Annotated in this window: 29 protein-coding genes; 12 read left to right on the top strand and 17 right to left on the bottom strand. The window is 48.2% G+C overall.

Annotated elements, in window-relative coordinates:
- Position 1 precedes the first annotated feature (1 nt).
- The 7 genes from flgH to JQ822_RS22050 all read right to left on the bottom strand — a co-directional run bounded on the left by flgH (position 2) and on the right by JQ822_RS22050 (position 5,203).
- Positions 2-667: a flagellar basal body L-ring protein FlgH gene (flgH, locus tag JQ822_RS22080; RefSeq protein WP_213135263.1), complete on the bottom strand. Its 666-nt coding sequence runs from the start codon at positions 665-667 to the stop codon at positions 2-4.
- A 67-nt stretch (positions 668-734) separates the two neighbouring features.
- A complete protein-coding gene (gene flgG, locus JQ822_RS22075) occupies positions 735-1,520 on the bottom strand; it encodes a flagellar basal-body rod protein FlgG (RefSeq protein WP_003838810.1) in 786 nt (261 codons plus the stop codon).
- Between the two features lie 30 nt (positions 1,521-1,550).
- Positions 1,551-2,288, bottom strand: a complete 738-nt coding sequence (locus tag JQ822_RS22070) for a flagellar basal body rod protein FlgF (protein ID WP_213135262.1) — start codon at positions 2,286-2,288, stop codon at positions 1,551-1,553.
- An 11-nt stretch (positions 2,289-2,299) separates the two neighbouring features.
- Complete coding sequence (gene flgE / locus JQ822_RS22065; protein ID WP_213135261.1) at positions 2,300-3,532, bottom strand: flagellar hook protein FlgE; 1,233 nt, start codon at positions 3,530-3,532, stop codon at positions 2,300-2,302.
- A gap of 26 nt (positions 3,533-3,558) precedes the next feature.
- On the bottom strand, positions 3,559-4,422 hold the full coding sequence (locus JQ822_RS22060) for a flagellar hook capping FlgD N-terminal domain-containing protein (protein WP_213135260.1): 864 nt from the start codon (positions 4,420-4,422) through the stop codon (positions 3,559-3,561).
- Positions 4,422-4,853 (bottom strand): flagellar basal body rod protein FlgC, encoded by a 432-nt coding sequence (gene flgC, locus JQ822_RS22055; RefSeq protein ID WP_213135259.1) that lies wholly within the window; start codon positions 4,851-4,853, stop codon positions 4,422-4,424. The genes JQ822_RS22060 and flgC overlap by 1 nt, the downstream gene beginning before the upstream one ends.
- Before the next feature lie 2 nt (positions 4,854-4,855).
- Complete coding sequence (locus JQ822_RS22050) at positions 4,856-5,203, bottom strand: flagellar basal body protein (protein WP_213135258.1); 348 nt, start codon at positions 5,201-5,203, stop codon at positions 4,856-4,858.
- 82 nt (positions 5,204-5,285) lie between these two features.
- Here JQ822_RS22050 and flgA point away from each other — a divergent pair, with 82 nt between their 5' ends.
- The 8 genes from flgA to JQ822_RS22010 all read left to right on the top strand — a co-directional run bounded on the left by flgA (position 5,286) and on the right by JQ822_RS22010 (position 14,053).
- Positions 5,286-6,056 (top strand): flagellar basal body P-ring formation chaperone FlgA, encoded by a 771-nt coding sequence (gene flgA / locus JQ822_RS22045; RefSeq protein ID WP_213135257.1) that lies wholly within the window; start codon positions 5,286-5,288, stop codon positions 6,054-6,056.
- A 96-nt stretch (positions 6,057-6,152) separates the two neighbouring features.
- Positions 6,153-6,440 carry a flagellar biosynthesis anti-sigma factor FlgM gene (gene flgM / locus JQ822_RS22040; protein WP_213135256.1) on the top strand — a complete coding sequence of 96 codons (288 nt, stop codon included), beginning with the start codon at positions 6,153-6,155 and terminating at the stop codon, positions 6,438-6,440.
- A gap of 12 nt (positions 6,441-6,452) precedes the next feature.
- The gene (gene flgN / locus JQ822_RS22035) at positions 6,453-6,881 is read left to right on the top strand and encodes a flagellar export chaperone FlgN (protein ID WP_213135255.1); all 429 of its coding nucleotides are present in this window, start codon (positions 6,453-6,455) and stop codon (positions 6,879-6,881) included.
- A gap of 129 nt (positions 6,882-7,010) precedes the next feature.
- On the top strand, positions 7,011-7,955 hold the full coding sequence (locus tag JQ822_RS22030; protein WP_213135254.1) for a lysine-N-methylase: 945 nt from the start codon (positions 7,011-7,013) through the stop codon (positions 7,953-7,955).
- 57 nt (positions 7,956-8,012) lie between these two features.
- A complete protein-coding gene (locus JQ822_RS22025; protein WP_213135253.1) occupies positions 8,013-10,568 on the top strand; it encodes a glycosyltransferase in 2,556 nt (851 codons plus the stop codon).
- Positions 10,569-10,599: 31 nt separating this feature from the next.
- Positions 10,600-11,676, top strand: a complete 1,077-nt coding sequence (locus JQ822_RS22020) for a glycosyltransferase family 2 protein (RefSeq protein ID WP_213135252.1) — start codon at positions 10,600-10,602, stop codon at positions 11,674-11,676.
- A complete protein-coding gene (locus JQ822_RS22015) occupies positions 11,673-12,788 on the top strand; it encodes a DegT/DnrJ/EryC1/StrS family aminotransferase (RefSeq protein WP_213135251.1) in 1,116 nt (371 codons plus the stop codon). Before JQ822_RS22020 ends, JQ822_RS22015 begins: the two co-directional genes overlap by 4 nt.
- Entirely contained in the window at positions 12,785-14,053 is a 1,269-nt protein-coding gene (locus JQ822_RS22010; protein ID WP_213135250.1) for an ATP-grasp domain-containing protein, read from the top strand. The genes JQ822_RS22015 and JQ822_RS22010 overlap by 4 nt, the downstream gene beginning before the upstream one ends.
- Positions 14,054-14,110: 57 nt before the next feature.
- Here the strand turns inward: JQ822_RS22010 and JQ822_RS22005 are convergent, their stop codons facing one another.
- From JQ822_RS22005 to JQ822_RS21960, 10 genes are read right to left on the bottom strand one after another with little or no spacing between them, the layout of a single operon-like run.
- Positions 14,111-14,947, bottom strand: coding sequence for a methyltransferase domain-containing protein (locus JQ822_RS22005; RefSeq protein WP_213135249.1), 837 nt, complete (start codon positions 14,945-14,947; stop codon positions 14,111-14,113).
- Positions 14,948-15,000: 53 nt separating this feature from the next.
- Positions 15,001-16,194: a sulfatase-like hydrolase/transferase gene (locus tag JQ822_RS22000; RefSeq protein ID WP_213135248.1), complete on the bottom strand. Its 1,194-nt coding sequence runs from the start codon at positions 16,192-16,194 to the stop codon at positions 15,001-15,003.
- A gap of 20 nt (positions 16,195-16,214) precedes the next feature.
- Entirely contained in the window at positions 16,215-16,673 is a 459-nt protein-coding gene (locus tag JQ822_RS21995; protein ID WP_244849084.1) for an adenylyltransferase/cytidyltransferase family protein, read from the bottom strand.
- Positions 16,670-17,113, bottom strand: coding sequence for a flagellar export protein FliJ (fliJ, locus tag JQ822_RS21990; RefSeq protein WP_213135247.1), 444 nt, complete (start codon positions 17,111-17,113; stop codon positions 16,670-16,672). Before fliJ ends, JQ822_RS21995 begins: the two co-directional genes overlap by 4 nt.
- A 2-nt stretch (positions 17,114-17,115) precedes the next feature.
- Positions 17,116-18,456 (bottom strand): flagellar protein export ATPase FliI, encoded by a 1,341-nt coding sequence (gene fliI / locus JQ822_RS21985; protein WP_213135246.1) that lies wholly within the window; start codon positions 18,454-18,456, stop codon positions 17,116-17,118.
- A complete protein-coding gene (gene fliH, locus JQ822_RS21980; RefSeq protein WP_213135245.1) occupies positions 18,449-19,159 on the bottom strand; it encodes a flagellar assembly protein FliH in 711 nt (236 codons plus the stop codon). The genes fliI and fliH overlap by 8 nt, the downstream gene beginning before the upstream one ends.
- A 3-nt stretch (positions 19,160-19,162) precedes the next feature.
- The gene (locus tag JQ822_RS21975) at positions 19,163-20,179 is read right to left on the bottom strand and encodes a flagellar motor switch protein FliG (RefSeq protein WP_213135244.1); all 1,017 of its coding nucleotides are present in this window, start codon (positions 20,177-20,179) and stop codon (positions 19,163-19,165) included.
- A complete protein-coding gene (fliF, locus tag JQ822_RS21970; RefSeq protein WP_213135243.1) occupies positions 20,157-21,836 on the bottom strand; it encodes a flagellar basal-body MS-ring/collar protein FliF in 1,680 nt (559 codons plus the stop codon). Before fliF ends, JQ822_RS21975 begins: the two co-directional genes overlap by 23 nt.
- A gap of 4 nt (positions 21,837-21,840) precedes the next feature.
- Entirely contained in the window at positions 21,841-22,203 is a 363-nt protein-coding gene (locus JQ822_RS21965) for a flagellar hook-basal body complex protein FliE (protein WP_213135242.1), read from the bottom strand.
- Between the two features lie 47 nt (positions 22,204-22,250).
- Positions 22,251-23,237: a sigma-54 interaction domain-containing protein gene (locus JQ822_RS21960; protein WP_213135241.1), complete on the bottom strand. Its 987-nt coding sequence runs from the start codon at positions 23,235-23,237 to the stop codon at positions 22,251-22,253.
- Positions 23,238-23,829: 592 nt separating this feature from the next.
- Between JQ822_RS21960 and JQ822_RS21955 the strand changes: the two genes are divergently transcribed.
- From JQ822_RS21955 to JQ822_RS21940, 4 genes are read left to right on the top strand one after another with little or no spacing between them, the layout of a single operon-like run.
- Complete coding sequence (locus tag JQ822_RS21955; protein WP_213135240.1) at positions 23,830-24,693, top strand: FliM/FliN family flagellar motor switch protein; 864 nt, start codon at positions 23,830-23,832, stop codon at positions 24,691-24,693.
- Complete coding sequence (locus JQ822_RS21950; protein ID WP_213135239.1) at positions 24,686-25,057, top strand: FliM/FliN family flagellar motor switch protein; 372 nt, start codon at positions 24,686-24,688, stop codon at positions 25,055-25,057. Before JQ822_RS21955 ends, JQ822_RS21950 begins: the two co-directional genes overlap by 8 nt.
- A complete protein-coding gene (gene fliP / locus JQ822_RS21945) occupies positions 25,054-25,812 on the top strand; it encodes a flagellar type III secretion system pore protein FliP (protein WP_213135238.1) in 759 nt (252 codons plus the stop codon). Before JQ822_RS21950 ends, fliP begins: the two co-directional genes overlap by 4 nt.
- A 2-nt stretch (positions 25,813-25,814) precedes the next feature.
- Entirely contained in the window at positions 25,815-26,087 is a 273-nt protein-coding gene (locus tag JQ822_RS21940; RefSeq protein WP_045440110.1) for a flagellar biosynthetic protein FliQ, read from the top strand.

Genomic DNA, 26,087 nt, shown 5'->3' with positions numbered 1-26,087 from the left:
ATTAGATCGGGAAGAGAGGATGGTTAAACAGACGCGTCAGCCAGCCCGCCGCGTTGGCATCGCTGAGTGCCCCACGCCCTGCATACGAGATTCGCGCATCGGCAATACGTTGCGAGGAGACCGAGTTATCGTTCTGAATGTCATCGGCCCGCACCAGTCCACTCAGGCGGATGTATTCATCCCCCTGGTTGAGGGTGAGCCATTTTTCACCGCGAATTTCCAGAATGCCGTTCGGCTGTACCGAGTGCACAGACACCGTAATTTCGCCGCGTAAGCTGTTCTGCTGCTGCGACGTTGCCGTACCGTTGAAATCGCGATTAGCGTCAACTGAGGCAGACAAATTATCTTTGGTATGACCAAAGAGGGTCGGCGCGCCAATATCGACAGTGTTGTTTTTGCCAAAATTGGTTTTCGCCTGTTTGCTGGATTGAGTTGATTCCTCCAGCATAACGGTCAGGATATCCCCGACCCGATAGGCGCGGCGGTCCGCCGTCAGCGACCACTTGTAGCCTGTTTCAAACACGCCCCCCGCCCGGCCATCCGCCGTCGGCTGTGCCTCCGTTTTAGGGGGAGCAAAGAATTCGTCATTTTTTTTGACCATGATGGCCTGCGATTCACACCCACTTAACAGGGGGAGCAGTACCATCAGCCAGAGATAATTTTTCACGTTCTGCCTGTTTACTTTAAATTTGCCGGATGGCGCTGCCGCTTATCCGGCATTTCACCACGTTGCGTTACAGCGTCTGACTAATAAACTGCAGCATATCGTCTGCTGCAGAGACCATTTTGGCGTTCATCTCATAGGCGCGCTGCACGTTGATCATCGCCACCATTTCGTTGACGATATCCACGTTCGAGCCTTCCAGCGCGCTGTCCTGCAAGGTACCCAGGCCATCTTCCCCCGGAATACCTTCCGTCGGCTGACCGCTGGCTGCGGTTTCCAGATACAGGTTGTCGCCTTCTGCGGAAAGCCCTGCCGGGTTGGCGAAATTCACCAGCGTCAACTGCCCAAGTTCAGTCGGGTCGCTGTCGCCGGGAAGGATCGCCGTTACGGTGCCATCTTCACCAAATGCCACATTGGTAGCACCGGACGGCACATCAATTTCCGGTTGCAGAGGCAAGCCTTCAGAGTTAGTTAACACTCCGTCAGCGTTAACCTGCATGTTGCCGTCGCGGGTATAAGCAATATCCCCGTTGGCCTTTTGCACCTGCCAGAACCCCTGCCCCATAATGGCCACGTTCATCGTATTGTCGGTGGTTTCCACATTCCCTTCGGTGAAGGTTTTCTGCGTACCGACAATGCGCACACCGCTACCGAACTGCATTCCGGTCGGCATGATGTTGTTTTGATCGAGCATTGCGCCCGGTGCTTCCTGAGTCTGATAAAACAGATCCTGGAACATCACGCGGTCGCGCTTAAAGCCCGTGGTGTTGACGTTGGCGATGTTGTTGGCAATCGCACTCATCTCAGCATCTTGTGCCGACAGGCCGGTTTTACTGATCCATAACGCTGCATTCATAAAGCTTTATTCCTGATTAAAGGCAGCGACTCAGGAGCCGCGTAACAGCCTGTTGCCCGAGTCACTGAGATCTTCAGCGGTTTTCATCATCTTGATTTGCGCTTCGAACTGGCGGTTCATCGCAATGGACGACATCATTTCGCTGACCGCAGACACATTGCTGCTTTCCAGAAAACCGCCGCTCACTTTGATGTTTTCATCGCGCTGCGCCGGTACGCCATCTGCCGTCACCAGCATGCCTTCACCGTTTTTCGCCAGATTGGCGACCGGAATATCCACCAGCTTCAGGCGGTCGATATCCATTGTGGCGGTGACATCACCATCATCGGGCGTGACTGAAAGCGTGCCGTCGCTGCCGAAAGAGGCAATTGCGTTTGGCGGCAAAATAATCGGGCCGTTATCGCCAAGGACAATATTGCCGTCGATGGTCAGTTGCCCCTGGTCATCCTGCTGAATATTGCCGTTACGGGTATAGACTTCGTTTCCGGCTTTATCCTGCACAGCGATATAGCCAGTACCCTGAATAGACACATCCAGCGGACGCTCTGTTTTCTCCGCCACACCGGTACTGTCATTGACGCCGCTTGGACTTTCCTTCGCCATAAAACGCGTATCGAACCCGCCGCCCTTCACCTTGTCATTACTCGCCATCGCCATATCGGCGCGAAAACCATTGGTGTTCACGTTGGCGAGGTTGTTGGCGCTAATCTGCTGCTCCTGCAACGTCTGGGTGGCTCCGCTCAGTGCGGTATATATCAACCGATCCATTTCTTAACGCCTTACATCGCCTGGAAGAGAGCCTGATCCAACTGCGTACTGGTCGAAATCACTTTCGTGTTCGCCTGGTAGTTACGCTGGGCCGTCATCAGGTTGACCAGTTCGTTGGTGATATCGACGTTGGAGCTTTCCAGCATGCCGGAAGAAAGCGTGCCGCAGGAACCGGAACCCGGAGTGCCGATCAGCGGCGTACCGGATTCACCCGTCTGTACCCAGGCAGTACCGCTTACCGCTTCCAGTCCGTTCTCGTCCGGGAAGGTCGCCAGCACAACCTGGCCCTGCAACATGCGCTCGCCGTTGCTGTAGGTGGCGTACACTTTACCGTCGTCATCAACCTGCACGCCGTTTTGGGTTGCGGAGGCATAACCGGTTGCGGAGTTGGTGGTGACCGAGAAATCAGAGCCGTATTGAGTACAATCAGAGTAGTCAACGGTCATCGAGATCGGTGCGGCTTCGTCGGTGGTGAAGGTGATGGTTTGCGGCGTGGTCGGGTCTGTCAGCTTGCCAGTATTCTGATCGAACGTCAGCGTAGTCGGTGGCACGCCGCTCTGCGCTTCGCCATCAAAGGTGTACTGCACTTCCCACGTGTTATCCGCCGTTTTGGTAAAGTACTGGCTGACCGAGTGCTCATTGCCCAGTGAGTCATACACGGTGGTGGTGTAGCTGTCGGTGTAGGTATCGCTGTTGTTCGGATCAAAGGGCACAGCAGGTACTGCAGGGTCAGCCGTAGAGTCACCTGTACGGCTAATAATGTCATCACTGGCATCAAAGTTGGCCGTAAAGGTCATGCTGTCGGTGGCCTGCGCCGGGATGTTGCCGGTTTTAATCTGAATGTCGGTCACGGTACCGGTTTGCAGCGTGCCGCTGTCATCGACCGGATAACCTTGCAGATAATCACCGGACGCATTGACGATATAGCCGTTTTTATCGGTAACGAAAGACCCGGCGCGCGTATAGGAAATGTTGCCCGCACTGTCGCACATGACGAAAAAGCCATCATCGTTGATCGCCAGATCCAACGCGTTGCCGGTAGAAACCATCGAGCCGCCGCTGGAAATACTTTGTGCGGAACCCGCCACGCTTACGCCCATGGCCTGCGTCCCGGCGTACATCGCGGAGAACTGGGTGGTCATTGATTTGTAACCGACCGTACCGGAGTTAGCGATGTTGTTACTGATCCCATCAAGTTGTTCGTTGACGGCGTTCAGCCCCGTCGCTGCAATTTCATAACTCATTGTTTGTTCCTGTAATATTAACTAGATCAGATGACGGTATTGCTGTCGGCGTTATCGCCGCCGTCAGTATCAGGCGGCGTGGTGTCATCGGTGCTATCCGGTACGCCAAACTGGGTTATCATGGTGAAAGGCACTTCGCCGACGCCGTCAATGTTGAGTACCGGAGTACTGCCATCAAGCGGAATGCGCACATCTTCAACCTCCCCCGTCACCTCAATCGGCACTTCTTCTTCCCCGGTATTAGTTACGACCGAGACGCTGTAATCCCCCGGCGGAATACCGTAATCAGCAGGGTTAATATCGAAATCAACCGACCCTGGCCCTACGGACGTTTCCCCTTCAGGGATCAACGATACGGTGTAGTCATCGCCGGCCTCATCGGTGAAATGCAGATCAACATCCGTACAGCTATCGTCAAGCGTGACGCGGCCCTGGATATCTTTCGTGTTGTCTGCAATATCCAGCGTGGTGGTCTGCACCATGATGTCGTCGCCGACCAGATTCCCCAGCGCCATGACCTGAATGTTGCTCATCAGTACGGCATTGGTATTCGCCTGAACGCTCATCTCTTCCATCATGGCGACCTGCGCCATTGAGGAGAGTTGGTCGATGTAGGCGGTTGGATCGGTCGGATCGGTCGGGTCCTGGTTTTCAATTTCCGCCACGAACAGCGTCAGGAACGTATCGACCGCAGAGGTTTCCGTGGACGTCGTCGTCGTTGGGGTACCACTGGTGCCGCTGGTACCGCTGGTGTCGGTCGTTGGCGCAGAACTGCTGTCTCCAAGATTGGTGCTTTGCGACGTGGTGCTTACATTATTTTCCGCAACCGCCGTCTTCTCCTGAGAGGAAGTCAGCACCTGAGATTGGGCATACAGAGCCAGGGTATTCATTACACTTCTCCCAGTTTGAGTAAGCTTTGCTGCATACTTTTGACGTTATTGAGCACATCAACATCGGTTTCGAAATCGCGCGAGGCAGACATCATGTCAGCCATTTGCTCGACCACGTTGACATCCGGATACCAGACGTAGCCGTTCTGGTCCGCCATCGGATGATGAGGCTCATAACGCTTCACCGCGCCGCCGCTTTGCATCACGTCCTGGACCTGAACGCTGGCGCCATCAATGGCGTGACGGTTGTGCCCACCAATCAGACTATTGTTGTAAACCGCAGCAAACACAGGGCTGCGCGCTTTGTAGGCCTGCGCCTCGCTGCTGGCCGGAGATTCCGCATTCGCCATGTTACTGGCGACGGTATTCAGGCGAATGGTTTGCGCCGTCATTGCCGAACCGGAAATCTGATAAATATCAGTAAACGACATCGTTATTTCCCTTCAATGGCCTCTTTGACACCGCTAAGTTGCAGGTTCAAAAAGGTCAGACTGCTTTGATAATCCATACTATTTTGCGAAAACCGGGCCTGCTCGGTATTCAGCTCAACGGTATTGCCATCCTCTGAGGGTTGCATGGGTACGCGGTATTTCACGTCAACCTCGGGCAAAACATTTGATCGACTTGCCCGTTGCATCTCAGCGGCAAAATCAATATCTTTAGCTTTGAAATTTGGTGTATCGACGTTTGCCAGATTCGCAGTCAGTAGCTCGGTCCTCTCAAGACGTAACTTCACTGCCTGCGGATGTACACCCAATGCCTGCTGAAAACTGATTCCCATTTCTTACGTCACTCCTGCATCAATATTGCTGTTATAAGCAATATATATGCCAACTTTTAAGTGATTGATGAGAAATGATTTTATGAAATTACCGATGCCCCGAAGGAAATCTTCTTTCCCCTTTGTCGCGAAAATCCTGCTGGCGTTATGCTGTGCCTTACCCGTGCACGCCGCCGTGCATCCCGTTCAGCACAGCGCCCGGGAGCAAATCAACGCGCAGGTACTCAATGCCGCCAGCCATGTCATTGACGCTTTAGCGCAGAAGCAGCAATGGCATGACTATCGCTACACCTTCAATATCTATATCCCCTCCGCGGTAAGCACCAGCGCACTATGCCCTTCGCCACCACAGGTCACCTCCAGCGCTTCTGCGGAGAAGGCCCTAACGCGAATGAATTTTGTCGTGAGCTGCCCTGGCAGCGCGGGCTGGCAATTCAACGTTGCGGTGCGTCCCGACGTGTCGGTTCCGGTAGTGATGCCAAAATCGCTGATTGCACGCGATACGGTGATCGCCGCCGACGACCTGCAGCTCAAAAAATTCAATATCAGCAGTCAACGCGAAGGGCTGATGATGAATATGGATGAGGCCATTGGTCTCACCAGTAAGCGCGCCCTGCAGCCAGGCAAACCACTTACCCGCAGCGAACTGGTCCTGCCCGTACTGGTCAAACGCGACCAACCGGTGATGATCGTGTCCCGTACGGCAGGGATCACCGCCTCCATGCCCGGGGTGGCATTGAAGAATGGTCGTAAAGGGGATGTGATAAAAATCCGTAACAGCAGCAGCCAGCGGGTAATCAGCGGCGTGGTGGATGATACGGGTGTGGTCACTACGCTTGCGACAGAGCAGTAAGGCGATTTTTTGTGACGGGATTAAAGTTTTCCCGCGGAGCAGTCGCTTATACCCAATAACAGATAAACAGCCCAACGGAAGATGTACGAGGTTGATATGAAAATTACACCTACTCTGCCAGGCGATCGCCCGACAACGGCGAGCGGAACGGAACGTTCAGACAAGAGCAGCGCCCCGACCAGCACGACCAGTGCCACGGTGATTTCCGCCGATGATATTACCCAGGCCGGATTGCAAACGGCACAGCAAACGCTGGACAGCGATACGCAAAGCGATGTTGATTACGACAAAGTGGCGCAAATGCAGGCCATGCTGGCCTCAGGCGACATGCAGGTTGATAACGATCAACTGGCTGGCGATATGCTCAGCTTTTTTCAGAAATAAGAGGCCAGAAAAGTGAGCACCAGGCTACAGCAGGTGAAGAGCCTGCTTCAGGGCATTCGTGAAGACGAGATGTTGTATGACACGCTTCGGGCCCAGCTTGAGCAACAGCGTCTGTGTATGATCCGTCGCGCCAGCGAAGAGTTACTGGCGGTAAATGACATCATTCAACAGCACTATGAGCAGTTGAAAAACAGCAGCCAGCAGCGTCGTTCAATCCTGCAAATGTTGGGCGTGAGCATCAATCGCGCCGGGCTGGAACAGGTGTTTAGCTGGTTACCCACGCCGCAAAAAAATGCCGCACACGGTTGGTGGCAAAATCTTGAGCAAAAAGCAGAACGCTGCAAAGCCTACAACGAAAAGAACGGCGAGCTGCTGATCCGCCAGTATGAATTTATTCAGACCTTTTTAGGCACTGAGCCAGATTTTATTTACCACCGTTAAAACTTCCTTCCTCGTCGCGGAAACGAGCTTTCCGCGCAAAACTCAACTCGTTGATATAATTAAAAATATAATTCAGGCATGGATATTGCATTAGCCAGATTAGAATATTGGGATTGCTGAGAACAGATTATGAGTATGATTGACTGCTATGAGCCTGACTTTGTCCGGTTGTTTTTATCCCGTCAGCCGGATTCTGCGTTACATGTCAGACTGTGCTGGGACACGGAAATTCGTCAGAGTCTGGCGCTCACCTCCCCGGCAAGCTGTCAGGCTGCGTTAGGCGATCCCAACGCTTTTATCCTGCATACCACGCAATGTGAATCTGACGCGCAAAGCGCGGCACTATCGCCACGCGATCAGGTGTTAAATCAGTCAGCCCTGAATACCATCACCCTCCCCGGTTTGTCGCCGGAGCTGCGCCTGTATGCGCTGGGCATCATGCTCTCTTTTTCCGATAAATGCCCCGGTGACAATAAAGAGGTTCTGGAGAAACTGGCCTCGCTACCGCAGATTCTGGCGAACTACGTGCAAGAGGGAAAACTGCAGGAACAGTTTGCACAATTGCCCAGCCTGCCCCAGCTTCAGCGTGAATTCATCACCCGCATGGGCAGCTGTGAATTCAACTGGGATCTGCTGCCGGAAAGTACGCGTAAACTGACATTACCTCTGCAGGTAAGCCTGCTGATGCTGCAAGATGCTAACAGCGAAGCCTTACTCCAGCAGCAGCTCCAGGATCAATGGCTGAAAACCGATGAACGCTATTTCGCGCAAGCGCCGTGGATTTTCAGTAACTACCTGATTTATCGCCTTTACCATGATGTTTTCCCGCAACATGACAGCGAAAGCGCCCTCCAGCGTCACTTCTGGCTGGTCGCCGATGTCTTTATGATTCGTACATTATTTTGTCTGTGGACAATGGATGATTCCGAGCTCAGTCATGACGATATTTATGCCCTGTTCGCGATAGTTGAAGACTGGCGAAACAGCAGCGATGCCGTATCAGTACGTCAACAGATTCAGAATCTACTGCCGGGAGACCATCTGCTCTCGGCATTTTCCCTGCTTACACGTTAGCGCCTGTTGACCGGGCGTCATGCCCGGTCCTTTTTCGAACCGCGAATACACATCAAAATGTCAAAATCCTCAAAAGCACACGCCGCCCTGACTGGCATTGTCAAAACCCTGGATACTGGCCGCGAAAAGCCCTTTGTCAGCGTCATCACCCCAACGTGGAACCGCGCCGCATTTTTACCCTACTTACTGTACATGTACCGGTATCAGGATTATCCCGCCGACCGCCGGGAATTGGTGATCCTCGATGATTCCCCCCAGAGCCACCAGTCGATCATCGACAGGTTGACGCAGAATCATCCCGAGAAATTTAATATTCGCTATATTTATCACCCGGAAAAACTCGATCTGGGTAAAAAGCGCAATATGCTCAATGGATTGGCCCAAGGGGAATATATTCTCTGTATGGATGATGACGACTATTATCCGGCAGATAAAATCTCTTACACCATTGAGATGATGCAGCGCCACCGCGCATTAATATCCGGTTCCGATCAGATTCCAATCTGGTACAGCCACATAAACCGGATCTTCAAAACCCGCAGTTTTGGCCCACAAAATATTCTTAATGGCACCTTTTGCTATCATCGAAACTATTTGAAAAAGCACCGCTACGATGATGAGTGCAACTTAGGCGAAGAAGAGGGATTCACCCATAAATTCACTGCTAACCCACTGCAATTACCGGGCGATCGCACCATTATTTGTATCTCACACAGCCACAATACGTTTGATAAAGATTTTGTGTTGGGGACAAGCGAAGCTCTGGATACGCCGCTGACGCAGTCTGTTGCAGACCCAATGCTCAAAAATTGGTATCAAAGCCTGCATAACGCCACGCATAACCAACCGATCGCGTGGGATTATATCGATCAGGTGGTGATCGTGAATCTGGATTCACGTACGGATCGTCTGGCGCTTATTCAGCAAGAACTGGCACAACTCAATTTTCCAGCGGAAAAAATAACCCGTCTGGCCGCCAGTGTTGCCACCAACGGACAGACGGGTCGCCGCCAGTCTCATAGACAGGCGCTGCAACTGGCGCAGCTTAAGGGCTGGAAAAACTACCTGTTACTCGAAGACGATAGCGTGATCCTGAAACAGGAAAAGCATATTCGAGTACTCAATTCACTGCTGAATGCGCTGCCCAATTTTCCATGGGAAGTGGTTATCCTTGGAGGGGAAATTAAACGCGGTAACGAACTAAAAAGCCTCAATGGCATGATCCATGCCCGTGACTGCAATAAGGTGTGTGCCTATCTGGTCAACAGCGGTTATTACCCGAGGCTGGCTCAGCAAATGGAGCATGACCTCTCAGATACCGTTGAAGAGCAATGGCAACCGCTGCTACGTGAAGATAAATGGCTCTCCTGTTATCCCAGCATTTGCTACCAACGCGCGGGATATAGCGATATAGAGAAGAAAGACACCGATAATATTGGTTATTACTTCAATAAAATTAATAAAAATCCAGACAAACTCAACGATCCTGTCCAGCATCCGATTCGCCTGACCTCCACATCTCACGACGCCATTGGCTTCTATATGGAAACGTCGCTGCATTATGCGGTCTATCGTCCGATTATTACCGCGCTGCAGGGAATGGGTCATACCTGTTCACTGCTGGTGAGCGACAAAATACACAAATCGTTTCTCGATGAAATGACCGCAACGCTGAAAACCATTAACGACCCCGCGCTGGGCGGGGCGCGCCTTTCTGAAGTTATTAAGAAACATCAGCGCTATAAATGCCTGGTTAGCCCTTATTACACGCCGTTACTGAACGGGCTGGCGGATGTTCAGGTACGCACGATGTATGGGCTGGCAAAAGAGGAGTGGAATCATGCCTGGTGGAACGCTTTCTATCATCGCATTCTTTGTTACAGCGACTATAGCCAGCAGGCGCTCGATATCGGCGGCAGTGCAAAAGTGGTGGGTAATCCCCGTTTCGATGAGTGGCATAACGCGACTTATGATAAAACGCTTCCAGAAAGCCTGAAGCTGGATGCGAAAAAACCGACCATCCTGTATGCGCCAACCTATGGCGCACTAAGCTCTCTTCCGCAGTGGGCCGAATCGCTCAGCCGATTAAGCCATGAATACAATGTCGTCACCAAACTGCATCATGGCACCCTGCACAGACCGGAAGAAGCCGCCTCTCTGGCATTAGCGCAGCGGTTTTTAAAGAAAAGAGTCGATAACCCTCAACACTTACTGGCGCTCATTGCACGCGCGGATTACATCCTGACGGATAGCAGCGGGTTTATTTTTGATGCGATTCATATGAATAAACGCGTCATTTTACTGAGCTGGCCTGGTATGACCTCACTACTGGATGGGCAACAAAGTTTCTCCACACCAGATAGCGCCGATCAGCGTATTCGGGACATTCTCCCGGTTGCACACGATATGCAGGCATTACGCACCGCGCTATCTGACACTTTTGACTGGGGTTCGCTGGAAGCTCCCCTGGACGACATTCGCCACCGCTATTGCGATGCGTTTATGGATGGTAAGGCGGGTGAGAGGGCTGCGCAGGAGATTGTGAACGTCATTGAAACCCCGAAGCAAAACAATACGTTGCTACTTAGTCTGCAACAGAAGTTATTTAGTTGATTACACAATAATTTTCGCCAGAGATTAATCTATGCCAACACCTTTAGTGAGTATTATCGTTACCAGCTATAATCACGATGCTTTCCTCGAAGAGGCGCTGGATAGCGTCTTTAACCAGACATGGAAAAATACCGAAGTTATCATCGTCGATGATGCGTCTACCGATCAGTCTGTCGATATCATAAAAAAATATCAGCAGAAATATAATTGCAAAACGATACTGCGAAATACTAACTATTACTCTCAGAAGGATAAAATTGGTGACAAACCGATCATAGAAGCAATGAATATGGCCTCGGGAAAATATATTGCCGTCGTCGACTCAGATGATCTTATTGCCCCCACAAAAATCTCTCATCAGGTTAATATCTTAGAGAAAAACCCGCATTGCGTAATGTGCTATAGCGCCATTCAGGTCATTATGCCTAACGGTTCACATTTTCCCTACAGTGATTTATTTCTTGATGGCGATGTTTTCCATCATTTACTTGTTTCAGGGAATCTTAGTCTTTATATCGGTTCATTAATTCGTCGCGAGGCATACTTAAAGATAGAACGTTCTCCTCCAGACCTGGTACAGGAGGATTGGGATATGTTTTTGAAACTTTCCCGGCAGGGCCATTTTATTTCATCCCGACGTTTAGTTGCTTACTACCGTCGACATGACAATAATACCTGGTACAGAAAAGATAATAGCAAATTAATGTACCGAAACAGAATGATGATCATTAATCAGTGGAAACATGAAGATGCCTGGGTAGATGCGATGAACAATCGCTGGAAACAGTATGCCCATCCCAATCATACACTGGCCAAAGACGATATTAACGAACTATTGATTAGACAGCCAACCGATCCATTATTACATTTTCAGGGATTTTTGGTAGCTATTCAGAACAGAGACCTGAGTAAAGTTCAGTATCATATATTACAAGCTATAATTCATTGTGATATACGCCTCAAGGTATTACCTAAACTATACTCCGCTGCATTAAAAAGCATTACTGATAGTAGAATAAGGAGCACTATCCTTATCAGCCTGAAACACCGACTACCAGAACAATATCTATATATTAGCGAGAATTATTCTCAGGACTTTCAGTTATGAAACAAGCAGAAAAAAACATCATCACAGTTACCAAACCTTTCCTTCCTCCTTTGGAGGAGTTTATGCCATTTCTACAGGAAATCTGGTCAAGTAAGCAATTAACAAATAATGGCATCATGCATCAACTGCTAGAGGAAAGTCTAGCCTCTTATTTGAATGTACCTTATATCTCGTTATTTTGTAATGCCACCATCGCACTAATCACCGCGATGCAAACGTTGCGAATTAGGGGGGAAGTCATTACTACCCCTTATTCTTTTGTTGCCACAACGCATAGCATTCTCTGGAATCAATTAACACCGGTATTTGTTGATATTGATCCACACAGCTTTAATATCAACCCACATCTGATTGAATCTGCCATTACCCCCAAAACAGGATTGATCATGCCGGTGCATGTCTACGGCCAAACCTGTAACACCACTGAAATTGAAAAAATATCTAATAATTACGGTATTCCCGTCATTTATGATGCAGCACATGCTTTTGCTGTAGAAGATATTGGAGGAAGTATTTTGCGTCATGGTGACCTTTCCGTACTGAGTTTCCATGCAACCAAAGTCTTCAACACATTTGAAGGTGGTGCTATCGTTAGCTACGATAAAAAAACAAAGCAACGAATCGATTATCTGAAAAACTTCGGTATTGCTGATGAGTTAACCGTTGTAGCCCCCGGCTTCAATGGAAAAATGAATGAAATTCAGTCTGCTTTTGGTCTTTTGCAATTAAAGTATATTGATGAGGCGATATCTAAACGCCAAATAATAGATCGGTGTTATCGAGAGCATCTAGCCAATACGCAAGGGATCTTCATTCCTGCAAGTAATGCTAATCACAAGAGCAACTACAGTTATTTCCCGATACTGGTCCGCCCTGACTATAAAATGTCACGAGATGCGTTATATGATCATCTAAAAAGTCATAATATCTTAACACGACGTTATTTCTATCCATTGCTGTCTAATCTCAACATGTACAAAAACATGTCTGGCGCCAATAAAGAGACATTGAGCGTTGCGAACCAAATCTCCGAACAGGTGCTTTGCCTGCCGATTTATCCTGATATGACATCCGTCGAACTCAGTACCATTATCGAGCTGATTACCTCATGATCAATGTCCTTATATTCCCTGCGGGGACCGAGATTGGCAGAGAGATCTATCTCTCTCTCCAATACGAAAAAAACATTAACCTGGTGTTAGCCGGTGCCGACTACGATAGCCATGCCCGCCATTACGCATGCGGATACCATATCGTGCCTGATGTTACACATCAGGACGGGTTACTCGCCTTGCAGGCATTACTTCTACAAGAAAGCATTGATTATATTTTCCCAGCTCATGATGACGCTCTTCTTTTTCTGTCTGAAAACCGGGAGGCACTTTCCGCCACGGTACTCTGTCCATCGCAGAAAACATGCCAAATTACGCGCTTTAAAAGTAAAACATACCAGGTTCTGAAACATTCAATTCCCACCCCGCGGATCTTTAACGACGTTACTGAGATCGAACAATGGCCCGTATTTGTTAAACCGGATCGTGGTCAGGGAGCACAGGGAGCCGTGCGTGTTGATACACCAGCAATGCTGACATCATTGCAGGCAGAAAGAGATAACCTGATTGTTTGCGAATATTTAAATGGGGATGAGTTTACCGTTGATTGTTTTTCCGATCGCGCTCGCGGGTTACTGTTCTGCCAGCCTCGCGTACGCTCGCGAATACGTGCCGGAATTGCGATGACCTCAACGTTAGTCAGCCTGCCGGAAGTTGAAACTTATGCTCGCGCTATTTCTCAGCAATTACAGCTTTACGGCGCATGGTTTTTTCAGTTGAAGCGTTCTACCTCAGGTGTTTTAACATTACTGGAGGTTGCTCCACGTATCGCAGGAACTATGGCGCTCAACAGGGTTGCTGGAATAAATTTTTCGATGCTTACTATTTATGAAAGCATGCGAACTGATATTAACATTCTGCCAACCTATAAAGATATTCAAATCACAAGGAGTTTATCAAACAAATATAAACACAATATCAATTTTGAACATGTCTATATAGATTATGATGACACTATTGTTGTTAAAAACAAGTTATGCCTACCCATAGTTACCTTTTTATATCAATGCATTAATCATGGAATAAAAATACATTTAATTACCCGCCACGCTAAAAATATTACTCATGAACTGCAACAACGTCGCATCCATAGTATTTTTGAAACAATTTCAAAAATAAACTGTAATGATAAAAAAAGCGATTACATTCTCGAATCTAATGCTATATTCATTGATGACAGTTTCAGTGAGCGGTCAGAGGTATCTAAAAATAAAGATATTCCTGTATTTGATGTTAGCATGATTGAAATACTTATCGAATCATGAGCATCTGACTACATACATTATCCCCCGCCAGTATATTGGCGGGGAGATAGATAAAAATCAACAGGCTACTTTCCAATAGTCCATAAACCCTTTTTTTCCAAATAAATATTCAGTTTGCAATTCTTTATTTATCTTATCAATAGTTGGTTTTATTTCATCATAATTTTTTCTTAAGAATACCCATGATTTGCTTTTTGGACTGTAAATTGAGGAACTAAATCCCCATTGCTTCATCAAAACCTCCATGCTTCGATTAGTATGTACTGCTGTATGTACTGGAACATCTATATAAAACCAGTCTGGATTGTTAGGAATATCTTCCACCACAACTGTATGAACAAATAATGATCCTGTGTCAGAAACTAAATCATTTACAGCTTCAAGATCCTCCCTATATAGAATGTGTTCAAACATCGCGGAATTTATCACCATTGACCATTTTTTTTGTTGAGGGTTCTTAATATAGTTCAATTCAGCATTAATGACATACTTATCATAACAATTGATTTCTCGACCAAAATACTTACGACTAACATTACTAAGAGTGCCATATCCAGCAGCATAATCTAGAATAGCGTTTGCATTGACAATATCATTTTTCGCGAGCAGTTCAATCATAAAGGCTTGCTCTGCGTAAGGGGGTTGATTGAAACCAAGTGATTCCCGATCACAACTTTCATTATAATGATGAAAACTCATATTCAAATTACTCCACTCCTCGACACTTAATTCCTGATGTGTTCTGGAACTAACAAAACCACAAGCAGGACATTTATAGTATTTGATTGGACCAAGAGAACGAGTAAAACTGGCAAGAGATAAAGAGCGGTATTTTTCCTTATTAAAGTAAAACTCCATATCTGTGCCACAGATAATGCAATTATTTTTATTCATACAATACCTATAATTAACACTGGCTATAAATTTTTAATCTTTGCTATTTCATGCTAATAATTATTTTTTCTTTCAATAAAAGAATCCAACTCTTGTTTCATTCTGCTATAACTTTCAGTGATATAGTCTATCGTCGTAGAATAAATTATACTTTTATAGTGTACATGGCATTTTTCATGTGACTTTTTCATGTATTTATCTGGAGTATAGATCAGTTGGTCATTTTTATTTACAGAAAACAGTTTTAGCAGATTAAAATGATTGCATGGGTCTAAATTCCAGGAAAAAAGTTCATACTTACCTCTTAATTTCATCAAATGTAGATAATCTGATGTTATGCTATAGCCTTTTCGTAAATCATTTTTTTTGCTATCATTCTGAGCCGCAGATATATTTCTACTAAAACAATATTTTCGCCCGCCACTCAATGTATATGTTGGTGAAGAAACGGAATCATTATCTGGTATATTAAGCAGTTGAAGTGATATTTTTTTTAAGTCAACCATACTAACCAAATGGTTAACATCATTAGCCGGCATACCTGTTCCAAAAATAAATGCTGGAGTATGAATTAAAGGTATATATGGTTCAATCGCATGAGCAAACCCGCCATTACTGTCATGCGTCCAAAAATCATCGCCATGGTCTCCAAATGCTACAATAATAGTATTCGAAAGTTGATTATATTTTAAAAGGAGTCTAATTAATTCATTTATTGAACGATCAAGATTAGACCATCCTCTTCGCCAATAATCAAAACCATGTTCAGCAAACTTATACTTATCATAACAACAAATATGGCTAGTTGGATTCCAAAAATAAAGACCCAATGGAGCTTTTAAATTTTTGAGTTTATCTTCAATTTTCTCCATCATGTCATGACAAACATCATCCCATTGCTGTTTCTTATCGTTATGATCATTCCAGATATGATTAAATCTATCCCATCCAGTAGGGGATTCCGTCCCCAATGTTTCATACCCATTCTCTTCAAGAATATCAAAAATACTACGACAAGATTTATTTACAGTCATATTGTCATCATAGTTTTCATTGTGCTCCAGCAACATATCATCCCCATGCAACATGTCACTCAAGGCCATAAAAGTTGATGTAGCACTCGAAATAAAACGAGTCAACCGCAGAGACTTCCCATATATTAAATTAATTGCTGGAAACCACTGCCGATTTGCAAAAACCTGCTGATTAAGGCTTTCCATATGGAGGAAGACAATATTTTTACGCATTTAAGCACCCATTATTCAAGCTAGAGTAATTCGGTAGCATCTGGATTATAAGAAAAAACAGGATATTCAATACCAGTAGTAATACAGGTCCCATTTTTAACCACCTCAATAATTGAGGTGGTGGATACCGAAGGCGTTCTGGGAAAATACACCACTTCACACAGGTAAGAGAAACTGTCAAAGCGCCCGGCCCAGTCATCGCCCATTACCAGTGTGTCAGCCTTAAACTGGCGAATATAATCCGCTTTTTTCTCCAGCGACTCTTCGAGAAACACGCTATCCACACATTTCAGCCCGGCAACAATCCTCATGCGATCGCTTTGGCTGTAGACCGGCATCCTGCCTTTTTTCTGCATATTTAACGCATCGGAAGAGACGCCGACAATCAACCGCTCTCCCAACTGCCCAGCGCGCTGCAAAATATGTAAATGACCAATGTGAAATACATCAAACGTGCCGAAAGTAATTATTGTTTTCATACCAGTCCCAGCGTCTTCTGTCTTAACCAGCACTGCGCAGCAATTTCATCCACAGCTTTTTGTTCTTTTACCAGCGCCTCATTGCTCAGCTCGTAACGTTTATCATCCAGCGTCATGGCGACAATTTTCTCTTCACACGCCGCCGACACCAGGTTTTTCTGAATACGTAATTCTTTGATTTTCGCCAGCGTTTTTTCCTGCTCTTGCCAGGCAATGACCGTACGCAGCGTACCTTTATATCCGGTCACATTTTTGAGTGATTCAACAGAAGGGGCATCAACGCCGGTACCGGTTTTTTGGATAAGATAGCCGAGAGCTTTGATGTTATTTTCAAACCCCGTACAAACCTGCTGCTGCTTAGCCAGCTGTACCGTCATGTCTTTTACTGATTTATCCCGCAGACGCTGCAGTTGCGCCAGGGTATCAATAATTTGCCGCATAATTATTTACCTTCCGTCTTCTTAGCCACCGGGAAAAGGGTTTGCAAGCGGCTTTGCACCAGTTCAAGGGAAGCGGGTTCGCTGACTTCCTGACGCAGAAAGCGCTCTATGGCGGGGAACACTTTAACGGCCTTGTCGACGCCGGGATCGGCGCCTGCCACATATCCACCTAGCGGGATCAGCGGTTTAATTTCCATATAGGCGGCATAGTTTTGCTTGAGTAGCCGGGCCGACTGTTGGTGCTCATGGGGAGTCACCTGGGTCATACATCGGCTAATTGACTGTCCAATATCGATAGCCGGGTAATGGCCAGCCTCCGCCAGTTTGCGGGTCAGAACAATGTGTCCATCAAGCACCGCACGTGCGCAGTCAACGATCGGATCCTGCTGATCATCCCCTTCTGCCAGTACCGTGTAAATGGCGGTCATTGACCCTTCGCTTTCGCTGTTGCCCGCGCTTTCCACCAGTTTCGGGATCATACCAAACGCCGATGGCGGGTAGCCTTTGGTCGCCGGTGGCTCACCCAATGAGAGGGCAATTTCACGCTGCGCCATGGCATAACGCGTTAACGAATCCACCAGCAGTAGTACGTGATGACCACGGTCACGAAACCAGGCGGCAATCGAGTGACAAAGCTCTGTCGCCTTTAGGCGCATGAGTGGCGATTCATCCGCGGGAGCCGCCACAATAATAGATTTTGCCAGCCCTTCCGCGCCCAGCGAGTGATCGATAAATTCTTTCACTTCACGACCACGCTCACCGATGAGCCCAACAACGACGATATCGGCTTTGGTCTGGCGGGTGATCATCCCTAACAGCACGCTTTTCCCTACGCCGCTACCGGCCATTAACCCTACGCGCTGGCCCTTACCGATGGTCAGTAACCCATTGATCGCCTTTACACCGACGTCCAGCGGTTGATTCACCGACCGACGCGTGAGGGGGTTAATCGACGGCGCTTGTGGTGGCAGCACGTCATTGCCGGTCAGGCGCCCTTTGGCATCCAGCGGTTCGCCCAGACCATTCACCACCCGACCCAACCAGCTTTCGCCTATCAGGATCTCTTGTGCTTTTTCTTCGGGGAATACGCGCGCGCCCGCCATGAGACCGACGGGGTGTTTGAAGGGCATCAGATAGGTAATATCGCGGTTGAAACCAACCGCTTGCGCATCGATCAGCGTATGGTTGGCGCTTTCGACGCGACACAACTGCCCGGTCATTAGCGGGCAGCCCACACTCTCCAGCAGTATGCCGTTCATCCTTACCAGTCGCCCGGCAACCCGGGCAAGCGGTATCGACTCAATGGAGCGCAGCGCGTTGTCAAAGACGGAAAGGTCACTCACCCTGCGGCTCCGGCAGCAGTGTCTCTTTGAGTGCCGTCATGCATTGCTCAAGCCGATGCTCGCAGCCAATATCCAGCTCGGACTTATCGGTAATCACCCGGCACTCACCCGCATGTAAATCAGGTGATGGCGTCAGCCCCCATTCGGTGACCTTTTCCGGCGCGGCATCTTTGATACGGTTAAACTCTTCGTTACTCAACAGAACCTGTAGTGACTCGGGCGTGGTCGGAAAGGCCGAGATCGCCTCTTCTACCAGCGATAATAACTGTGTCGGTTGCAGCGCCAGTTCACAGCGAATCACCTGACGGGTGACCTTTTCAACCAGCTGCAACAGATCTTCCCGCTGTTTACGCTGAATGTGCGCCAGATAGTCATTCACTTTGCCGGAGATGCCATCCAGCGGTTGTGCTGCCTGGGTAAACTGCTTACGCCCTTCCTGCTGACCCGCAAGGCTGCCTTCGGTATATCCCTGGCGCGTACCCTCTTCGTGGCCCTTTTGATGCCCTTCCTGAAAGCCCTGCTCCTGACCTTCCGTCATACCCTGCTCGAAGCCTTTTTGCAGCCCTTCCTGGAAACCGTCCATTAACTGGCGCTGATAATCCGCCGGCGTGATCCCCGGTGTAAGCTGTTCAGACTGTAGATGACGCTGACGCGGAGGAAAGCGGTGCAGTCGGTAACGACCACGAATGGTTTCAATCGCCATGTTTTACTCCGCAGTCTGTTCAGCAAATAGCTGTAGCTGAATTTCACCCGCTTCTTCAAGCTCACGGGCAATCCCCATAATTTCACGGCGGATTTGTTCAATACGGCTGACTGGTACCGGGCCAAGACGTGAGGTAATCGATTCCAGCTGCTGCACCTGACGCTTAGGCATGACGGCATAAATAGAACGACGCAACAGCGCTTCGGTGCCTTTCAACGCCACCGCCCAGTCTTCCATCGGCACTTCGTCGAGCAGCCGGCGACGCACTTCGTCGCTTTGGCGACTCAAAATAAAGAAGTCGTACATTTCATCCTGCAACTGTTCGAGGACATCTTCATCGCGTTCGCGAAGCTGATCGAGGATCAGCTGTTGGTTGCCCTGGAAACGGTTGACGATATCCGCCGCCTGCTTGATGCCTTTCACCTTCGAACCATGTTCGGACAGCACCGACAGTCCGCGCTCAATCAAACGGTCCAGTTCATCCACAACATCGCGGTTCACATCGTTCAGCTTGGCAACCCGATAGAGGATCTCGTTTTGCACCGACTCGCTCATATAGGACAGCACCGTGGCGGAGATCTCCGGTGTCAAAAAGGCCAGAAATACGGCCTGCAGTTGCAAATGTTCTTCTGAGATCAATATCGCCAGTTGACGCGGCTCTACCCATTGCAAACGCGCCATTCGGGAGCGGATCTCATCGCCGTAGATCCCATTGATCACGCTGCTGGCGATTTCTGTTCCCAGCGCTTTATTGAGGATCCCTTGCAGCATAGAACGCGACGCGCCGTTGATGCCGCTCTGCTCGCGAAACTCATCAAAAAAGTTATTGATTACTTTTTTCGCCATGCTGGTTTTCACCCCAGACAGACGTGCCATATTTTCACTCAGACGAACCACCTCTTCGCGGCTGAGCTTCTGCATCACCGTGGCAGCCGCCTCCTCGCCCAGACACAACAATAAAATTGCGGCCTGTTCCAGGTAGCTGTTGTTTCCGCCGTTACTTGTTGTCAATTCGCTCATTGCTGGTTATCCATTGTCTGAGAACTTCAGCTACGCGATCGGTGTCGCTCATCGCCAGTTTTTGCAGGAACTCCAGCTTCACTTCCAGACCGGAGCTCTGCGAAGGCAGGCTGTCGTCGCCAGGGAAAGAAGGCAGTTCGATATTTTTGCGTTCATCTTCAGCAGCCGCAAAATGGGGTTTATCCGCAGGAATAGCTATCGGTACGGCATCCAGCGCCAGCTCTGGTGCCGAAGTCCGGCGACGTTCTGCGGTCAGACGTTTCATTACCGGGCGAACCACAAACAGGAGCAGCAGCAGAGCAAGCAGGCCACAGCCAATCAGACGTACCCATGCCAGAATGCTGTCATCCTTCCAGAGTGGGAGCGCTGGCTCGACAGGGGTTGCCTGCACAACAAAACTGAGCAACGAGAGTGAAAGATTATCGCCACGCTTAGCGTCAATCCCGGCGGCATTATTCAACAGCGCCGTCAGCTGCGTAGTTTGTTCCGGCTTCCAGTTTTTCAACGCTGGCGCGCTCTGGTTGAGCACCACCGCCACGTTCAAACGCTTGATATCAAATCCAGGATGTTGAATATGCTCAACGCTACGATCCCAGGAGTAGTCGCGCTTGTTTTCACTGTGCTTCGACAGGGCAGCAGGTTCGCGAGGTTCCTCAGGCGTATTCGGGTTGGCACCATTTCCGATCTGATTTGCCGCCAGCGGAGGACGGTTGCTTAGCGAGCCGGGAATGCCCATGGCAATTTGGTTGGTATCGCTATCAAGAACCGTTTCTTCACGATTAACCTTCGGCGTATCACCGTAATGTTCCTGGGTTTCGTCAATATTGCTCAGATCGAGATCCGGCATCACGCTCACCCGATAATTTCCCGGCCCGACCAGGGAGTCGAGGACATTCGCCATGCTGGCGCGGGTCTTATCCTGAATATCTTTCAGGATCTGGTCGCGCTTACGCGTTGCCGCAGAAATCGCTTCACCTGCGCCAATGCCGTCGGACAGTAAATTTCCCGCCTGGTCGACAACGCTGACCTTCGAGGCATTCAGATTGGGGACACTGCCGGATACCAGATGCACGATAGCATTAACCTGGTCCATATCCAGTTTGCTGCCATAATGCAGGCGAACAACAACCGAAGCGCTGTTTTGCGGCTCGTCGCTGACGACAAATGAGCTATCTTCATTCAGCGCCAGATGCACGCGGGCGGTTTCGACAGCATCCAGCGTCATGATGCTCTGCGCCAGTTCGCCTTCCAGACTCCGCTTATAACGGACGTTCTGTACAAACTGGCTGGCACCCAGCACTTCATCTTTGTCCATCAGTTCATAACCGCTGGGCAACATCGCCTGAACGCCTTTGGCTGCGAGCGCCATCCGGGTTTTGGAAAGCGCATCTTCCGGCACCAGAATTTGCCCGCTTTCAGGGTCAATACGGTATTCCAGCTTTTCGCCATCTAACACGGTGACGATCTGCGAAACCGGGAGATTCTCCTGGCGACCGTAGAGCGAAACATAGCCGTGGTTCCCGTTCCACAGCACGCTGACAATAATAGCCGTGGCCGCAATAGCGGCGGCCGCCAGTAACGCCAGTCGTTTATTACCATCCAGTTTGAAAGAGAACGACGGTAAAAACTGAGTGATTTTTTTTATTAATTCATTCATAACGTTAGACTGACATGCTCATCAGGTCATTGAATCCGGAAGCGACTTTATTTCGTACCTGCACCAGTGCGGAGAACGATAACGATGCCTGCTGGCTGGCGATCATTGCCCCTGCCAGGTCATCGCTTTTTCCCATCTCAATGGCCGTTTGTTTTTGCTCCGCAACCTGTTGAAATTGATCAACATGATTGAGTGCGCCTTGCAGGACACGGTCGAATGAGACCGGAGATGATGCCAACTGCGCGCCGACGGCGTTAATCTGCATCGGCGAGAGTACGGGTGCCTGGGCGACCGCTTTCATCTGCTGCATGTCCTGCATCATCTGCGTCTGCATCGTACTGGCTGGGGCTATCGTATTTATGCTCATGACCTACTCTTAAAATGAAAAATGCGTTCTCTGTACCACAGACGGATTCAGGAGAAGATTTCGATTCCCTGTTTTCGCATTGACGCCAGACGATAGCGAAGCGCGCGCGGGGTAATTCCTAATAAATCTGCAATTTTGGTTTTATTGCCCTGATATTTGCGCATCAGGTCGGCGATATATTGATACTGCGCACTGCGCCCATGCTGGCCCAGGTTGTCGCTGTGGGTAATTTGCAGGTTCGGTTTAGGCTGCCATTCCGGCTCGCTCCAGGAATCCGATCCCACTGATGGCAGACCTAAAGTATCGGGATATATCACCCCATCACGATTAAGGATCATCCCTCGTTGAATTGCGTTTTCGAGCTGACGCACGTTGCCCGGCCATGCATAGCTGAGTAATGCACGGCGCGAGGACTCAGAGAGTTTGATATTCTTGACCAGCACCGTTGAGTATTTTTTTATGAAGGATTCAGCCAATGGAATAATATCTTCCATGCGCTCACGCAGCGGCGGCATGGTTACAGGAATAACCGACATCCGATAATAGAGATCTTCTCTAAAACGGCCTGCAGCCACTTCTTCCTCAAGATTTTTATTCGTACACGCAATTAAGCGGAAGTTAAGTTGGATTACACGATTACTGCCTAAACGCTCAACCTGTTGCTCCTGCAATACACGTAATATCTTTGCCTGTAGCGCTAAAGGCATATCACCGATCTCATCAAGCAGTAATGTACCATTATTGGCTAATTCCATTTTCCCTGGTACGGTCGCTACAGCCCCCGTAAATGCACCTTTGTCATAGCCAAACAAAGTCGCTTCAAGCATATTCTCAGGAATAGCGGCACAGTTAACACCAATATAAGGTGCGGAGGGTTCCTGCGCGAACGCAATAGAATGTATAAACTTTGCAACACATTCTTTACCTGTACCCGTTTCACCATGAATAAGGACAGGCACATTAAAAGCGGCAATACGCCTGGCCAGTGCAAAGGCATTGATGCTGGAAGCCGCTTCGGCAATAAGTTCAAACATGATTATTTTACACTTAGAAGTAAAGTTAACATCCATTACGAGAAATATACAAATCATTCCAAAGCACAATTACCGAATAATAGATATCGCTCGTGCCATGTTTCAATCCCATCCTTGCTCATGTTTTACCGTTATCCCAATAACGGCCTACCAAAGACTAAACTTAAGTAAGGTTTTTCCTAAAAAAATACTACCACTAGTCCTGTTAACAATCTTAAATTAAAAGATTATAAAAATATTATCACATAAAAAACAATGAGTTAACCAGAAATCAGAGTGAAAAACAAGCACCAAGAATGAGATGAAAGGTATGACCAAGAGAGAGAGAAACATCGCACTTATACAATTAATTATTTTTTAATTACAGTTCAACGCCATTAATAACTTGCAGAGAAACAGGACAAACTATCTAATATCCAGCCCTACATCAGAGAAGATTGTAGGCAACGCATTTCATACCTAATGGACTCCAACAATATGAGAATAGCGTCAAGGATGAGCAATAAATTAAATGGATTTGTATTTTCTTTGATAACCGCGGGACTTGATCTCAATTCATCCGCTCCAAAAATTACAGCTGAGAAAGTGTACCATGCTGAAATATAGTCAAACGCCCGGGATCTTTAAACTTGAAGGAAACCGACTTGGGCGTCCATATCATCGTTTACCGACTATGTTCACAGGTAATTTTGATACAATTGAATCACATCTCGGAAACTATTTCCTAAAAAAACATCGCACAAATATAACACTCAGAAAAATACATTGTGAGATGGATGTTATCAATAAAAGCGCTGAGCTATTGGTTTCTCAGGTCGGCCATCTGGCTTTCGATATCGATCGCGCATTATTGTTAATGCTATTAGGTAATTTCTATGGTTTGGTATCATCTCTTGCTGATGAAAAACCACAGGATGATTTACCGACTAAAACAGAAATCCGATTGAAAGGTAGACTGGCCCAGGATATTAGCAATCTCATATTTAATAAAAATATCTCAGGTATCCCACTGACGCTCAAACCTGATAGCAGTACCGTCCAAACTCACTGGGCCTATCAATTGACGTTTATATTAGGTGATGATGAGAATTGCAGTTTTAGAATCTTACTGGATGATTCACACACCGATTACATTCTGAACTTAATTCGTCGTAGCGAACACGGCGATAAAAAAAAGCAGATTGATAAAGCCAATGCTGAAACGCGTAAAAAAACGCTGATAAAAGAAATTATCAATACGCTACCACTGACCATGAACGTCAAGATTGCAGAGATCCCCTTAAACGTTGCCGACCTGACAACGATTAAGCCAGGGGACATTTTACCTATTGCGATGCCTGATAGTTTCCCTGTTTATATCGGGAAATCCGAATTATTTAATGCCCTGATCGTAGAAGATAAAGACAAACTGTTTTTATCCGAGTTAACGAGTAAGACTGAGAAATCCTATGAGTAAGCAAGAAGATATTTTAGAGCAAGGTTTTGAATTAGCCCCTGAAGCCAGCACCTCTCCAGCACCGTCAGTTACCGAAAAGCTGGTCGCACGGTTAGAGGATCGTTTTTCCGAGTCCATGTCTCTACTCAAACGCATTCCGGTGACGTTAACGCTGGAAGTCTCTTCAGTGGAGGTTATGCTGTCCGACCTGCTAAACATTGATGATGACACCGTCATTGAGATGGACAAACTCGCAGGCGAGCCGCTGGATATTAAGGTGAACAATATCCTGTTAGGCAAGGCCGAAGTGGTGGTGGTCAATGAAAAATATGGCCTGCGCGTCCTTGAATTCAACACCCATGAAATCAACGACCTGGCACCATGAAAATCGCTCCAAAACTCACTCTTATAGTGGGTATCTCTTTACTTCTGCTATCGCCCTTTGCCTGCGCGCAAGGGGGAGATATCCCGTTGTTGAATGTGATTTCGCACGGTAACAGCCAGGAATACAGCGTCAAGATTCAGGTCCTGCTTCTGATGACGCTGGTAGGCATCCTGCCTACTCTGGTGCTAATGATGACCTGCTTTACACGTTTTATTATTGTTCTTTCTCTGTTGCGCCAGGCGCTGGGCCTGCAGCAAACACCGCCTAACCGCATCCTGCTTGGCATTGCGCTGTCCTTAACCATGCTGGTTATGCGCCCTGTCTGGATCAACATTTACGATCACGCCGTGGTGCCTTTCGAAAACGACCAGATAACGCTTCCTGACGCACTGAGCACCGCGGCCTCGCCGCTGAAGCGCTTTATGCTGGCACAGACGAATAAAAAAGCGATAGCGCAGGTAATGACGATCGCCAATGCGAAAGGGAATGCCGCCGATCAGGATCTCTCCATTGTGGTTCCTGCCTACGTGCTGAGCGAGCTGAAAACGGCCTTTCAGATAGGCTTTATGATTTACATCCCATTCCTGGTGATCGACCTGATCGTCGCCAGCGTGTTGATGGCAATGGGGATGATGATGCTATCGCCGCTGATCGTTTCCCTACCCTTTAAGCTGATGCTTTTTGTGCTTATTGATGGCTGGGGGCTTACCGTCGGCACGCTCACCTCCAGCATTCGCGGTCTGGGGCTGGGATAAGTATGTTAACTATTGATGTAGCAGCCGATATCGTCGCCAGCGGTATAAAAGTCGTGATTATCCTGGTCTGCGTATTAGTCGTTCCCAGCCTGCTGGTCGGTATTCTGGTCAGCATCTTCCAGGCGGTCACGCAGATTAACGAGCAAACGCTCAGCTTTTTACCCAGGCTAATTGTTACCCTGGCGGTATTGGGTATTTGCGGGAAATGGATGATCGTCCAGTTAAGCGATCTCTGCGTGCATTTGTTCACTCAGGCCGCCATTCTGGTGCACTGA

The sequence above is a fragment of the Citrobacter sp. FP75 genome (assembly GCF_018342065.1).
Taxonomy (GTDB): Bacteria; Pseudomonadota; Gammaproteobacteria; order Enterobacterales; family Enterobacteriaceae; genus Citrobacter.
This window is presented reverse-complemented; position numbering and strand designations above follow the sequence as displayed.